10 protein-coding genes and 3 pseudogenes are annotated in these 14100 nt (G+C 57.4%); 5 read left to right on the top strand and 8 right to left on the bottom strand.

Annotated elements, in window-relative coordinates:
* Positions 1-49 precede the first annotated feature (49 nt).
* From rfaE1 to K2U94_RS14260, 4 genes are all read left to right on the top strand, one after another.
* Entirely contained in the window at positions 50-1504 is a 1455-nt protein-coding gene (gene rfaE1, locus K2U94_RS14275; RefSeq protein ID WP_336606168.1) for a D-glycero-beta-D-manno-heptose-7-phosphate kinase, read from the top strand.
* Between the two features lie 105 nt (positions 1505-1609).
* Complete coding sequence (locus tag K2U94_RS14270) at positions 1610-2215, top strand: SIS domain-containing protein (RefSeq protein ID WP_243067837.1); 606 nt, start codon at positions 1610-1612, stop codon at positions 2213-2215.
* A gap of 52 nt (positions 2216-2267) precedes the next feature.
* A complete protein-coding gene (locus K2U94_RS14265) occupies positions 2268-3212 on the top strand; it encodes a hypothetical protein (protein ID WP_243067836.1) in 945 nt (314 codons plus the stop codon).
* Positions 3209-4171, top strand: a complete 963-nt coding sequence (locus K2U94_RS14260; RefSeq protein ID WP_243067835.1) for a glycosyl transferase family 90 — start codon at positions 3209-3211, stop codon at positions 4169-4171. Before K2U94_RS14265 ends, K2U94_RS14260 begins: the two co-directional genes overlap by 4 nt.
* A 29-nt stretch (positions 4172-4200) precedes the next feature.
* Here K2U94_RS14260 and K2U94_RS14255 read toward each other — a convergent pair whose 3' ends face one another.
* From K2U94_RS14255 to K2U94_RS14240, 4 genes and pseudogenes are all read right to left on the bottom strand, one after another.
* Positions 4201-5151, bottom strand: a complete 951-nt coding sequence (locus tag K2U94_RS14255; RefSeq protein WP_243067834.1) for a sulfotransferase family 2 domain-containing protein — start codon at positions 5149-5151, stop codon at positions 4201-4203.
* A 229-nt stretch (positions 5152-5380) separates the two neighbouring features.
* Positions 5381-5839, bottom strand: coding sequence for a hypothetical protein (locus K2U94_RS14250; protein WP_243067833.1), 459 nt, complete (start codon positions 5837-5839; stop codon positions 5381-5383).
* 201 nt (positions 5840-6040) lie between these two features.
* Positions 6041-10228, bottom strand: coding sequence for a glycosyltransferase family 9 protein (locus K2U94_RS14245; RefSeq protein WP_243067832.1), 4188 nt, complete (start codon positions 10226-10228; stop codon positions 6041-6043).
* Positions 10229-10495: 267 nt separating this feature from the next.
* A pseudogene (locus K2U94_RS14240) lies at positions 10496-10750 on the bottom strand (transposase); the annotation flags it as partial.
* Positions 10751-10825: 75 nt separating this feature from the next.
* Between K2U94_RS14240 and K2U94_RS14235 the strand changes: the two are divergent.
* Positions 10826-11851 (top strand): IS110 family RNA-guided transposase, encoded by a 1026-nt coding sequence (locus tag K2U94_RS14235; RefSeq protein ID WP_243067831.1) that lies wholly within the window; start codon positions 10826-10828, stop codon positions 11849-11851.
* A 553-nt stretch (positions 11852-12404) separates the two neighbouring features.
* Here the strand turns inward: K2U94_RS14235 and K2U94_RS14230 are convergent.
* From K2U94_RS14230 to K2U94_RS20825, 4 genes and pseudogenes are all read right to left on the bottom strand, one after another.
* Positions 12405-12803 carry a transposase gene (locus K2U94_RS14230; RefSeq protein WP_243067830.1) on the bottom strand — a complete coding sequence of 133 codons (399 nt, stop codon included), beginning with the start codon at positions 12801-12803 and terminating at the stop codon, positions 12405-12407.
* Between the two features lie 34 nt (positions 12804-12837).
* Positions 12838-13014, bottom strand: a pseudogene (locus K2U94_RS20835) (IS3 family transposase); the annotation flags it as partial.
* Between the two features lie 109 nt (positions 13015-13123).
* Positions 13124-13621 (bottom strand): annotated as a pseudogene (locus K2U94_RS20830) (IS3 family transposase); the annotation flags it as partial.
* Positions 13622-13695: 74 nt separating this feature from the next.
* Positions 13696-14100, bottom strand: a complete 405-nt coding sequence (locus tag K2U94_RS20825; RefSeq protein ID WP_425332526.1) for a transposase — start codon at positions 14098-14100, stop codon at positions 13696-13698.

Raw genomic sequence — 14100 nt, 5'->3', positions numbered from 1 at the left:
TTTGCGCCTAACAATGCCCAAGTTGACGTTTCGATAGCTGGGGCTTGCTGTGATTGATCTCGGTTCGTTCACGGACATTGCTGTCCTTTGTGTTGGCGATGTGATGCTGGACCGCTTCATTACCGGCGACGTCAAGCGCATTTCGCCGGAAAGCCCGGTGCCCGTTTTGCTCGCCACGAACCAGCAGGATATACCTGGCGGCGCCGCCAATGTCGGGCGCAACATCCATTCGCTTGGGGGCAAATGCATTCTGATCGGCGCCATCGGCGAGGATTCGGCGGGCCGCGAGTTGACCGAAATTCTCTCGGAGGGCGAAGGAATCCATCCCGATATGGTCACGGTCGCATCGCGCCCGACCGCGGAAAAAACCCGGTTCGTCGCCCAAGGCCACCATCTGCTGCGCATGGACCGGGAAAAGGCGCATGCGCTTCCTCCGGAGGCGGAGACCGCGGTCATCGACAAAGTCGCGAATCACATCACCAATTGTCAGGCGCTGATCCTTTCCGACTACGCCAAGGGCGTCCTGACCGATAGAGTCGTCGCCGCGTCGATCACGCTGGCCAAACAGCATGGCGTTCCGGTGATCGTCGATCCGAAATCCCCGAATTTCCACCGGTATGACGGCGCCACCGTCGTTACGCCGAACATGTCGGAAACGGCGGCGGCCGTCGGCGTTTCGCCGACCACGGACGCGCTCGCCGAGGAAGCGGGCCGCCTCGCCTTGCGCGACGGCGCTTTGGCCTCCGTTCTCATCACCCGGGCCGAACATGGCATGACCTTGATCGAACGCGAGGCCGGCGTCACCCATCTCAAGGCCAGCGCTCGCGAAGTGTTCGATGTGGTCGGCGCCGGCGACACCGTGGTCGCCACTCTGGCTTTGGCTTTGGGTTCCGGCCGCCCGCTGGTCGAAAGTTCTCGCCTCGCCAATGCCGCGGCAGGCCTCGTGGTCGGCAAGCATGGCACCGCCACGGTCACCCAATCCGAACTGCTCGACGAACTCGGCCGCCTCAGCCTGATCGAAAAAGGCCAGTCCGAAACCAAATATTCCAACCCCCATGCCCTTGCCGAACGCCGCAAGCAATGGGAAAGGGACGGTCTCACCGTCGGTTTCACCAACGGCTGTTTCGATATCCTTCACATCGGCCATCTGCATACGCTGGAATTCGCCCGCGCCCATTGCGACCGGCTGATCGTCGCGCTCAACGGCGACGAATCGATCCGCCGCCTGAAAGGCCCGACCCGGCCGATCAATGGCGTCGAGGATCGCGTGCGCATGCTCTCGGCCATGACTTATGTCGACGCCGTCGTGGTGTTCGACCAGGACACCCCGTCGGAAGTCATCGACCTGCTGCAGCCGGACGTGCTGGTCAAGGGCGCCGACTACGCGGCAGGCGAAATCGTGGGCGCCAAGACCATCATGGCGCGCGGCGGCAAGGTTTTGACATGCCCACTGATCCCCGACCGCAGCACCACCCGAATCATCAAAAAGGCGCAGATCGCGTGAGCGGCTTGCGCCTCGGTCAACGGGATCCGGCGCCCTGTTCCCTCCCCCTTGTGGGCGAGGGTTAGAGTGGGGGATAAGCCGGCGCAATCCGCCAGGGAATTCGGAATGACAAAAACTGATGATCTTCCGTCGCCGCGGTCGATTCTGGCCGCGGGAATTGAAATGCACGCGCAGGTCATCGCCGCCTGCCTGCCGGCGCTCGAAGAACCTTTCGCAAAGGTCGTTGAAATCTGCGAGAGCAAGCTCAAGGCCGGTGGAAAAATGGTATTTTTCGGCAATGGCGGCAGCGCCGCCGACGCCCAGCACATTGCGACCGAACTGACGATCCGCTTCACCGTGGACCGCCCGGCGATCGCGGCGCTGGCCCTGACCACGGACACGTCCGCCCTCACTGCCTGCGCCAACGATCTCGGCTTCGACCAGATTTTCGCCCGCCAGGTCGAGGCTCTGGTGCGCGAAAACGACGCCGTGATCGGCATCTCGACCTCAGGCCGCAGCGCCAATGTGCTGGCCGGCCTTCGCGAGGCGAAAAAGCTCGGCGCCGCGACGATTGGATTGACGGGCGGAACCGGTGGTGACATGCCGTCGCTCTGCGATGCGGTCTTGTGCGCACCGAGCAAGGTGACGGCGCGGATACAGGAGATCCATATTCTTTTGGGTCATCTGCTGTGTGAAACCCTGGAAAAACGCATGGGCTACGTTACCGTTTAACCGTCAGATGCGCTTCAGCTTGAAACCGGGACAAAGCCTAATGCGACGAACGTTGAACAACGCCGTAATAAAAATATTTTTATCAGTGCTCAACCTTATTTCTTGCACCAACCCTTCCTTTGCGTTCCAGATTTGGGTCTCGGGTCATGATCCAGTGTCCGGGCCTGAAAAGAACCCAGCTTATCCGTGCGATTTCATGGATTTATTTGCTCCCAACGCGCCTTGGGAAAATGCCGCAAAACGGGTGTCAGTCTTCAAACTTTCTACTGCGTTTGTCCTCAAGGGAACGGATGACGACTTACGGAAAACGTTCTCTGGACTCAAGGAACGTCATATCGCACTGGCCGTTGAAACCGGCGTATTATTTAGCCCGAATTGCGGCAAAGGCATGGAGGGTTTCGCAAATCCAGCGAGCGCCAAAGCGATAGCGTACCGGGTAAAGCGTCTCGGCGGCGACCTTCAATACGTGGCCATGGATGAGCAGTTGTGGTTCGGCCATTTCGCCCACGGTAAGAACGCCTGCGGATTTTCGATTTCTGAAATCGCCAAACAAGTTGCGCAACACGCCAAGGAAATTGCGGCCTTTTTTCCGAGCGTGAAAATCGGTGCGATCGAACCGATCAGCGACTTGGAGCCCGCGGAGGCCATCAGCAAATACCTGAAGGCATATGAAGCGGCTTACGGCTCCAAATTTGCGTTCTTGCATGGCGATATTCAATGGTCGCGCGAATGGGAGACGCCGTTGGCAAACGCCGTCCGCGTTGCACGATCGGAGCATATTTCCTTTGGGCCGATCATCGATTCAGATCATCCGGCAGATGACAATGGGGACGAATGGGCGCAGCATGCTCAGCAGCGCCGCTACGCCATCAACAAAGTCGTTTCTCCGAGCGATCTCAATGCCTTAATTATCCAAACATGGACCAAGGAGCCGCATAGTTGGCTTCCAGAAACGTCCAAGGATTCTCTGACTCATTTTATCGTGGACCTCAAATGATCAAGTTCGAACCTTCGTTGGCCGCGATCCTCGATGGTCGTCTCGGTGACGCCTGGGACGGGTCGATTCAACTTGTAAAATCGGAGGAAACAGGACAGCCGAGTATCATAAATTGGGAACCAGCAAAACGACGGGTCATCCTTCATCGCACCATTAGGGAGTCCCATCATTTCAAATATTTCGCATCCAAGATTCAGCCGACGTTGCGAGTGCTTGAGGAGGTTTATTCGCAAACACCGCTACAATTAACCAGTACCATTATCCAGCTCAACTTGGATGATATTCCTTCTCCAAAGGGCGTCGCCTTCGTTTCTGGTGATGGTGGCGACAATTTTTTGATACCCGATCCAAATTTCATTAGAACCGAGGCATATGCGGCACTGAAAGCCGCTTATGCCAACGTTATTCCTTGGCAGGAACGATTGCCCGTTGTTTTTTGGCGCGGAGGAACTTCGGGGCGGCAGCTCGGCCGCAGCTGGCGTGAATTGCCGCGCATACGTTTGTGCCAGATCGCTTTGCGCGATCCCAAACTCGATGCAGGGATCACGCACGTCGCCCAACTCCCGGAAGGAGCTTCGGGAGAGATATCCGCCGAAGGTTTGATACGTGGGCGCGTACCTGCCGAGCTATTTCGCTACTATCGGGCGTTGCTGGCCATCGACGGAAACTCGTGGCCAACAGGCTTTTATTGCAACTTGCTTGCTGGCGCTCCGGTTCTGAAAGTGGAATCCTCTTTCGGCTATCGTCAATGGTATTATCATCGTCTCAAGCCTTGGGTCCATTACATTCCAGTCCAATCTGACTTGACTGATCTTTCCGAAAAAGCTGCTTGGGTTCTCGCAGATGGGAATCGTGCAGAGAAAATCGGTATGGCAGGACGCGAGGCTGCGATGCAAATGACAGTCGAGTCTGAAATTCAGGCGGCAGCAGAAACGCTTACGAAAGTGCTCCATGTGTGACTTTTATTCGACCGCCTGCCGGAAGGCAGTCATCGGCAGGCATCTTTGATCAGTATCGACCTGGCCCACCGATAGACCGCGACGTCGAGATGAACCCACGACAGGACGTTATCTCGCGTTTTTGTGCTAATCTGCTCGACCGGGGTGCGGTTGTCGTTGGAATTGTCTTGACCTAGCGTTAGGCGCACGCCGCAGGCGGCCGTCAGATCGTCGAGGAATTCCGGCATTCGATCCTGGAATCCGACAACCAGGCATGAAGCCAGGTTTTTGGTCGCGCGATTGACCAGATCGGCGTCGCTCAACGGCGGATTGGCACGGCGATAAGCTATTCGTTCACTTATATCTACGCCATGCAACAATTGCCAGGTGACGGCATTGAACATATCCGTCAGCAAATGCGGATGGTCTTTGATCGAGAGAAAATCGTCCAGCGGGTATTTCTTGGCGAGGGTGGTGCGCTCGCTGACCTCGAGTCCGGCGTCGTGCAGTTTGATGAGGTGGTAATAATAAGAAAGAATCCGATCGACCGGATCGCGCAAAATCGTCACCGCGCGCAACCGCCCACCCTTGTCCTCCGTCATCGCGCGAAATCCGACATGTCCACTGAACACGTCGACGGCAGAATGTTCCGCAGGGTCATATTTGAAATTCGGGTCGATCGAAAAGACATTGTATTTCTGGCGCGCGAAGGCGGCGCGCAGCGATGACCCGGCGGTCTTCGGGATGTGCAAATGTAAAAGTTGGCGCCGTGCTGATGTATAGTGCGCTTCGCGCTGTTCTTGTTTGCCATGTTTTAAATAATGGACGCGACCGTAATGCAAACCGCGCGGCATGGCGACAGCGGACTTGACATCCGGATGTTTCGATAGATACCAGGCTTCGTCAAACTCGGTGATCGTGAATCCCGGACCGGCTTCCGGTTCGTTCGACGGCGCATCTTCGCCTGGTTCGGCGCCGTTTTTTTCTATCTCCATTTCCATATGTGTTCCTTATTTGGCGGTGGTTATTGCGAGCCAAGCAAATCGCAACCGCCCGGATAGCCCGCTTCTTCCGATCTGCTTAAATCAATAAATGTTAGGTCTCAATGGGTTGCTTCTCTATTCCGAAGCGAATGCGTTTAGCTTAATCGCCCAATAAAATGCCGCAAGGCCCCAATCGATTCGCGCCGTTCAGTTAACCGATAACAGAATAGCGCTTCGTCCGCGCGGATCAAAATTTGAAGGGCGCCCGCCCTTCGGCGCGACCGTGAATCTCGAAATGGTCCTGGCAGGATTTGGCTTCCCCAACTTCGATACTTTCGGCAATATCAGGATTTTGCGCAAGGTACCATTGCTCATCCACAGTCACCGGTCCAGATAACCGCCCTTCGACATAACCGTGCTCGACAAAATGCACGCGAGCACTCGGCACGACCCCTTTGGAAACCGCGTCGGCGATATCGGGATATTTCGTCAAATACCAATCCGGGTCGAACGCGACGCCCTTCAGGAGGACTGTTAAAAGCCCGCGAAGCTGGTCTTTGGAAATTGTGAGCGTTTCCGGCAAATCGGTCGAGTCCAAACCCAGCTGCCTCACTGCAACGCTGAAAGGAGCCAGATAGGGCTTCGCAACGCAGTTAAGCTTGCCTGGAGTTGTGGCAGTCTTGGCGGCTTTCGCTTCGTCCGACATCGGAAGTCTTTCCTTTATGACACTAAGTTGACACACCCTGATACCAAGCGTTTCCTCGCGTCGGCCGAGCGATCGGTCTGATAAAGAAATGTTTTACCTTCATTGAGCGCGCTTCTGCGCCGACGCCCCCAGAATTTTTTTGACGCCTCGAACCGTCTTTGTCAATGACCAATCGTCGAGAAAACGAGCGAATACAAGCAACTATTGTTCCATTTTGGCGCCAAGCATTTGCTGGCAGATACGGAACACGTCCGCCGGACGGAGTCCCCTCATGCAGGCATAGTCTCGGAAACAATTGTTCAGCCCCTCGACATAACAAGGGCTGCACGTCATTTCGCGCTGGATCGCGACCGCGGAAGGGCCCAACGGCCCCCATTCCTGTGCGGAAACCACGCCGGAATGCACGCCGATGGTCGGCGTGCCCAAGGCCGCGGCGATATGATGCGGGCCGCTGTTGTTGCCGACGAAGAGCGAAGCCGCCCGCAGCAGCATCGGGACGTCGCGCATGGACGTTTTCCCGACAAGGGACCATACGCGGTCGCGGCGAGTGATTTCGTCGAGCACGAGCTGGGCGATCGGGCGCTCGCCCTCTGTGCCGATGATCACGACGTTGACGCCGGCGATGTCGACCAGAAGGTCAATCAAGGCGGCAAAATATTCCGGCGGCCATTGGCGGAGATCGTTGCCCGAGGCCGGGTGAACACAGACCACCTTGCGATTGAACAGGCCAGGTCGCATGTCGGCCAAAGCCGGAATGTTCAACGCGGCCTCGACGGCGCGATCACGACTTGGAGCGGCGACCACGGACCGGTCACGCTCGCAAGCGAGCGAAATCCGCTCGACCAGGGCGACATAATCATCCGCGACATGGGCGCGTTTGCCGACATAACTGCTGTCGCCTTCCCATTCGAGCGCGACATCGAGGAACGACTGCTCATTGCGAAAATCGAACCCCGCCAGCAGACGCGCGCCGGTCCGCTGGAGAATCTGGCGCGTGTCGGCATGCTTGCGCAGATCGACGGCTATGTCGAACTCATAGGGCAATAGCTTTTCTTCCAGCGCCTGCAATTCCTCTTCTGTTAGTTCGCGACGGCCCTGCTGCGAGACTGCGTGGAAAAAATTGAATTCGATCGTATTGGCGATCGCCGGTTCGAGATAGGCCAGCATGACGGAGGCCTTGGGGGCCAAGAGATGAATCTCCGCTTGCGGGAATCGCATTTTCAGCCGTTGTATAGCCGGCAGCCCGGTGATGAAATCGCCGACATGATCCAGCTTCAAGACAAGAATCCGTTTGACCTTGTCGCGCGCCAACAGAGGACGACCGGCGCAGATCAGCCGCGGCGGTTCGCCTTCGGGGGCATAATTCATATCGTCGCGCGACAGGGCCGGATGGAAATAGGGATCGCCGAGCAGGAAAATATTCCGCCATTCCTCCGTGAAACTGGGATCGAACACGTCCTGCATTTTCGCGCGGCTGGCCATTTCATGATGGATGAGGCGCGTGTGGGGCGTGTAGACGACGACCTTTCCGGCGCGTTGGACACGGAGGCAAAAGTCCAGGTCATTGTTGACGACGCTGTGCTTTTCGTTGAAGCCGCCGACATGTTCAAAAACGCTCCGGCGCACCAGCATGCACGCTCCGGTGACCGCGATGATATTGCGCTGTACGCGCGCTAGCCCAAAGGGGCCAGGTTCGCCCTCGCCCAGAAAACGAAAAATATGACGGGCATCCGAACTAGCGAGGAACATGCCCGCATGCTGAATACGAAAATCCGAATAAAGTAGTTGTGGACCAACGACGCCAACTTCCTCACGGCCTACATGCTCCAATAGGGAATGCAACCAATAAGGATCCAACACTTCAACGTCATCATTGATAAAAAGTAAATATTCTCCTTTCGCCGCCTGAACACCGACATTGTTAAATCGAGACCAATTAAAGGGCTCCAAAAATTCCACAACTTTGTCGGCATTTTCTTGCAGCCACGGCTTCCACTCGGATGCATCATCTTTTATGTTGTCGATACAGATGATTTCGTAATTCTTATATGCAGTATATTTTCGAATGGATTCTATTGATGTTTTCACCAAGCCGCGCGCGGCTATTGTCGGCATGATAATGGAAACTAAACCTTGGGTTGCGACGAACCGGCGCACGCGGTAGCTTCCAACGAAATCTCCCCGAAAAACTTCGCCAGCAAGGCCACGACGCTTGATCGCGCGGTTCAGGGCGTGGATTTCCTGAGTTTCACTATCTCCGACGCCCCGTTCGCGTTCGCTGAGCACCACCGGGATACGGTTGATTTGCTTTGCCTTTTCCGTCAGTCGCAGGACGGTGTCATACTCGCCCAAGCGCGCCAACTGGCCAACGCGCAGGCGCGACTCGGCAACTGCATCAAAGGAGGCGCACCAAGCGGAGCCGATATAATTGGTGGACAGCAGTAGGTCAGGCGACCATTCGGGCTTGAAAAAGGTCGAGAGGGCCTGAGTTGAAACATCATTGCGGCGGTCGTCACTATAGATGAAATCGGCACATGGATGAGTCGCTGCCTCGAGCGCCATTTCGAGCAGGGCGTCAATGCTTAAACGGTCGCCAGCACGCAGTAGCGCGAAATAGGGACGGCCGCCGGTAGCGCGCCACGGCGCCAGCACATCGGAGAGCATCCGTTGGTCGCCCAATGTGCTCATCGATCGCCGCGGATCAATATTGGCGTCGAATTCTGCCGCCAATTCAAAAACTTGGGCGGCAAGCGCAGGCTTTGTCGCCAAGGGGAGCACCCGCCAATCGTCGAATGTTTGACGCCGCAAGGAATCGAGCGTCTTGCGCAGCCGCCCCGACGCTTCTTTTCCGACACCATCCACCAACACGCCGATCGTGAAGACCGGCCTCTTCGCTGAAGCTTCGATCAGATCAAGTTTGAGATCGACTTCCGCCTGCGGGATGCGCTCGCGCAACGCCCCGTAGCGCGCGTCTTCGCCATTTGCGTCAACTAAAACATCAAATTTGATTTCATTAAGCGCACCTTCGTTATCCTTAATTTCAACGCGAATTGTGTGCTGTTCGCCAGTGAATAACTTGCGCGGGAGCATCATCGCGAAGCCGCTGAGCAGCGACCCGCTCCAATCTGGAAACGCCCCGTTGATATCGAGGCGACGCATTCCGCGGGAGGCAGCGCCGACAAGAAGGCTGTCCAGATAGATGTCGATATTTGCAATGCCGGATCGGGCTATTGCCCAACCAGCGATGGAAAACATCCCGCGCACCGGTTCCGTCGCTACGCCTTCCGAGACAGCCGGAACGTCGAGGTGGAAGCGCATTTGGTCACTTTCAGCGCCTGCCGTTCCGCACTCGTCGACTGAACTCACCTCCTGCGCCAACATTGGAAGCGGCAACGCCTGAGTAGTTCCCGCTTCCGTCTCAGCGACCAGCGTGATCAGATGTTCGCCGCTCCATGAGCCCCCAAGTTCTGACTCGAACGAGAAACCACCATCGCGCGCCGAAGGAATCGAAGGGAAAAAATTGCCCACATCTGGTCGCACCAAGCCGAATTTGGCCCGCCCGACATTCTTTCCGTCAACCAAAACGTCGATAGCGGTGATCGCCTCAGCGCTAACGACCCAACCATCGACCTTCAGAAAGCCTCCAGTGGTAAGCAAACTGCGCTCGAAGAAATGGTGAAATTCGTTTTTGTTTTGCTGTTTCCGACGAATAACAGAGGGGATCTGCAACTCCTTCGAAACGGTGCGAGTCACACCACCCAAGAGTCGCGCCGCGACACTGATCTCGGGATGCAGCAAAGCCGCATCATCGATTTCTGCTTTCAGTAAGAATCCGGATGTTCCCGCATTCACGAATTCTGGGTAGGCCTCTTGAACGTCAGGCCGCGGCCCATGCAGCTCCGGTTGCCCTAATATGGATCCTGCGAGGAAAATCTGGAGTTCTTCAATAGCGGAATAGCCGGCCGCCCAGCCACTTACCTCAATTATTCCTCTCGGCGTCACGCGAGCCGACTCTAAGTATATCATAAGAGGATCAAAGTCTAAAATCTCACTCTGAGACCTTGAAGCAATATCCCCATGTCTTTGTAAAAAGTATTCAGTTCCTACTATGCGAATTTGAAAATCAGCAGTCAAGCTAAAGTCGCACAGAATTTCGAAACCGTGTCGACCATCTCCCGCGCCAGCGAGGAACAAATCTCTACGATAACGATCTGCGCACGCGAAACCTACTCGCACACCGTCACATAAAACCTCGACCTCGACCCGGACATCGGGCGCACTTCGATCGCAGGCCCAACCTTCAACTTTGCGCCCATAAATAAGTTCAATACGCCCGTCCCAACGTGGATCTTCCGAAGCGTCTCCGGATAGCTCAATCGCGTTATTCATTTAATTCCGACCGTTTCGCATCATCCAAGCACCAAATAGCGCTTTTTCCTAAATGGAATTTTGTTACGGCCGACCCAAACTATGTGAAAAGTCGGCCAACCACGCTTTTGGCACGCTAGAATTGATTGATCGAGGCGCTGACCTGCCACTGATGTTTCATCCAGCGGCCATTAGAGCCTCGGCGGATTTTACGCCGTCAGGCGCGGTGTGAGCAAGTGAGCTGCTGCCGGCTTCGTGGACGGTCTGTTAAGCTAGAGCGGCCTCCGATCAAACAGGATTGTATCCGCAGGCTGTGAAATAGTTTTCGCATTCTGTGGGCTTGAAGATTTCGGCGCAAGTTTCGAGCGCGCGCATCAATCCGCCGACGGTTCGCTCGGCGATTTTGCGCAGATGCGCCTTGAGCTTGGAGAAGGCTTTCTCGATCGGATTCATGTCAGGGCTATAGGGCGGCAGGTAGGGCAACTCGGCGCCGGCGGCCTTGATCAACTCTTCGACCCGCGGTCCCTTATGGGCGGGCAGATTGATGGGGTGGACGCCCCCTCGACGGCGCCGTTGTGCCAAAGTGGCGACGTCGCGGGTCATTCAAAGGAGGCGTCCGTGGAAAACGTTCACATTGTCGGGCTCGATCTCGCCAAACATGTGTTTCAAGCTCACGGAGCTGACCAGAGCGGGGCTGTGATATTTCGCAAGAAACTGCGCCGCCAACAGGTTTTGTCATTTTTCTCCGATCTTCCTCGATGCACGGTGGCGATGGAGGCTTGCGCCGGCGCTCACTATTGGGGGCGAGAGATCGGCAAGTTGGGGCATTGCGTCAAATTAATTGCGCCGGCCTATGTGAAGCCCTTCGTCAAGCGGCAAAAAAGCGACGCATCCGACGCAGAGGCGATCTGTGAAGCCGCGCAGCGTCCAACGATGAGGTTCGTCGCCGTCAAAACGGAAGAGGCCCAAGCCTCCACCATCATTTTTCGAACACGCGATTTACTCGTTCGGCAACGCACACAGATAATAAATGCATTGCGCGGTCATTTGACCGAGTCCGGCATAATCGTCGCGAAGGGACCGCAGCATGCAGGAAAGCTCATCGCTCTTGTGAACGATTCAGCCACAGACCTGCCGAATGCCGCGCGCGACATTTTGAAATTTCTGACCGAGGAGTTGAACGCGTTGAACGCACGCGTGGCGAACCTCGATCGAGAGATTGCGCGCCGAGCGAAAGAAGATCCGGCAGCGCGCCGGTTGATGACGATTCCGGGCATCGGCGCCATCACCGCAGCGGCGCTATCCGCTCTGGCGCCGCCAACCGAAACGTTCAAGCGTGGACGCGACTTCGCTGCCTGGCTGGGCTTGACGCCCCTCCAGAGGTCAACTGGAGGTAAGGAACGTCTCGGACGAACCTCAAGAATGGGCGAAAGAACGCTGCGGCGTTTGTTGATCATTGGCGCCAGCGCCGTAGCCTCATGGAGGGCGCGCAAAGGCGCTCCAACAGGTTCGTGGTTGGATCGCATGCTAACCCGCAAGCCTCCAATGTTGGTGCGAGTGGCGCTGGCCAACAAAATGGCCCGCATAGCATGGGCAATTCTCAGCAAAGGTGAGGTTTACCGGGCTCCGGTCTTGGCCGTGTAGGTCAAGAGCGCGAGGTTGTCGACGGCGTAAGAAGAACGAACGGAAGGTATGGCGCAACGGTCGCAGAGACGGGGTCGGAAAAACCAGTTCATGGATAAGCGCCGTGAGCGCGCCAGATTGTTTTGGATCCGATCCGCGAACTCCCATACGGGCCGGCGGCATGTAACGCGCCGCATCAGAGGCCGGATACATGTCAGCACTCGACTACGCGCAGCGCTTGCCGAAAGATTCTTCTTGCTCCAACGGGGGCGTCCATACATGTCCATGACGACGATGTCGCCTTGCGAGAGCGTGGGGACGAGGCAATTTTCCACCCATTCTTCGAAGAGGGCGGCGTTGATCGGGCGATCGAAGACCTTCGGCGCGACGAGGCCGCGAAGGGCTGACGCCGGCGACCAGCGTGACTGTCTTGTAATGGCCGTGCGGCACGGCGGCACGTAGCCTCCGTCCGCGCCGGCAGCGGCCGCCTTTGCGAGCCAAATTGGTCGAGGCGCCGGTTTCATCAATGAAGACGAGCTTCGAAGGGTCGAGATCGGGCTGTCCCTCGAACCATTCAAGGCGGCGCTTCAACACGTCCGGCCGTTGCTGTTCGGCGGCATGCGCGCTCTTTTTTGAACGTGACGCCATGCCGATCGAAGAAGCGCCACAAAACCGAACTCGAAAAATGCTCGCCGCAATTCTTGATCAGGCGCTCTTGGATTTCGAGGAGGGTGATGTCCGGCGTGCGCCGGATCAGCCCCATGAGGTAGTCGTGATGGGCTTCTATGCGGCCCGACCGGCGATCACCGCCCACAGGCTTGGGCGAAACCTCTCCCGTCGTCTCGAATTGCTTGACCCAGCGCACGGCGCTGGCGATGCCGATCTTGAAGATCTTCGCCGCCGCATTGCGCGATAGCCCGTCGACAATCACTGCCTCAACCACGCGTTTGCGAAGATCGTCGGAAAGCGCCATTCCCGCCGCCTCCTTCCGCGGCGGGAATCATGAATCAGATTTCAGCCAATTTGGGAATCCCAAAGCGATTCAAATCGTTCGGAGCTCGCTCTAATCCCACCTTCCTTTCGAACTCAACCGGGCTGAGATAGCCGATGGTCGAGTGCCGGCGCGCGGTATTGTAGAAGCGCTCGATATAATCGAACACATCCGCCCTGGCCGCGTCGCGCGTAATCGCGTTTGATCGTGCGGACGAAGGCGTCGGCCATTCCATTCGATTGGGGGCTTTCGACCGGCGTCGTCAGCGGCTCAAGGCCGATTTCGCGGGCAAAATGTTTCGTGTCGCCAGCGATGTAGCAAGACCCGTTGTCGGTCAGCCATTCGATCGGGCTGGGCAGGCGATTGACCGGGCCAAAGCGATATTCGACGGCGCTGACCATCAGGTCGCGGATGTCCTCGCCCTTGACGCCCGCCGTCGTGGCGACATGGCCGAGGGCTTCCCGGTCGCAGCAATCAAGCGCGAAGGCGACGCGGACTTTTTCGGCATTGTCGCAAGCGATCTCGAAGCCGTCGGAACACCAACGCAGGTTGGAGCGCAGAACGGCGATCTTGCCGTCATGCGGGCGGTTTTCGCCGCCGCCGGCATGACGTTGAAGCAACAGGCCGTGCGCCCTCATCACCCGATAAACCCGCTTGCGGTTGACCGGCGCCGCGCCCTCGGCGCGTCTTTTGCGGCGCAGGTCGGCCCACACGCGGGCGTAGCCCCAGGACGGCTGTTCGGCGATGATCCCCTTGATCTCGCAGAGCAGATCGTCTTCCGGCAGGGGCGGTCGGCCCATGCGTTTGGCCGCGCCGCCGGCAATGCGCGCGGCGACATTCGAGCGGGCGACGCCGAGGGTTTCGCAGACGGCCTTCATCGCGAACCGTCCCGTGGATTGAGCGTCGGCAGCGACAACGACCGCAACATCCGTTTTTTTGAGCCTACGGCGACTTCAAGCGCCTCTTTGAGGATTTCGGCCTCCATCGACTTCTTGCCGAGCAGGCGCTGCAGTTCGCGCACCTGGTCGACCAAAGCCCTGTAGGCGGACGCCGGAACGACGTCCTCCTCGGCCTGCGTCGCGGTCAGGGCGCCTTGGTTCGCCAGCCGCCGCCAGGTGAACAGCTGATTGGGGGCGATGCCGTGACGGCGCGCGACAAGGCTAACCGTCATGCCCGGCTCCATCGTCTCGGCAATGATCGCCAATTTCTCCGCCGACGTGCGCCGACGCCGTCGTTCTCGGCCCGGCAGGACCTCACTCTTCGGATTGTCACCAGTCAT

The organism is Candidatus Rhodoblastus alkanivorans (assembly GCF_022760755.1).
In the GTDB taxonomy this organism is placed as follows: domain Bacteria; phylum Pseudomonadota; class Alphaproteobacteria; order Rhizobiales; family Beijerinckiaceae; genus Rhodoblastus; species Rhodoblastus alkanivorans.
The sequence above is the reverse complement of the archived record's forward strand: the minus strand, read 5'-3'. Positions and strand labels throughout refer to the sequence as shown.

Coding starts and splice junctions, on each gene's coding strand:
- K2U94_RS14270 (WP_243067837.1), top strand. CDS start 1,610: ATGACAAAAACTGATGATCTTCCGTCGCCGCGGTCGATTCTGGCCGCG.
- K2U94_RS14260 (WP_243067835.1), top strand. CDS start 3,209: ATGATCAAGTTCGAACCTTCGTTGGCCGCGATCCTCGATGGTCGTCTC.
- K2U94_RS14255 (WP_243067834.1), bottom strand. CDS start 5,151: ATGGAAATGGAGATAGAAAAAAACGGCGCCGAACCAGGCGAAGATGCG.
- K2U94_RS14250 (WP_243067833.1), bottom strand. CDS start 5,839: ATGTCGGACGAAGCGAAAGCCGCCAAGACTGCCACAACTCCAGGCAAG.
- K2U94_RS14245 (WP_243067832.1), bottom strand. CDS start 10,228: ATGAATAACGCGATTGAGCTATCCGGAGACGCTTCGGAAGATCCACGT.
- K2U94_RS14230 (WP_243067830.1), bottom strand. CDS start 12,803: ATGGCGCTTTCCGACGATCTTCGCAAACGCGTGGTTGAGGCAGTGATT.
- K2U94_RS20825 (WP_425332526.1), bottom strand. CDS start 14,100: ATGACTGGTGACAATCCGAAGAGTGAGGTCCTGCCGGGCCGAGAACGA.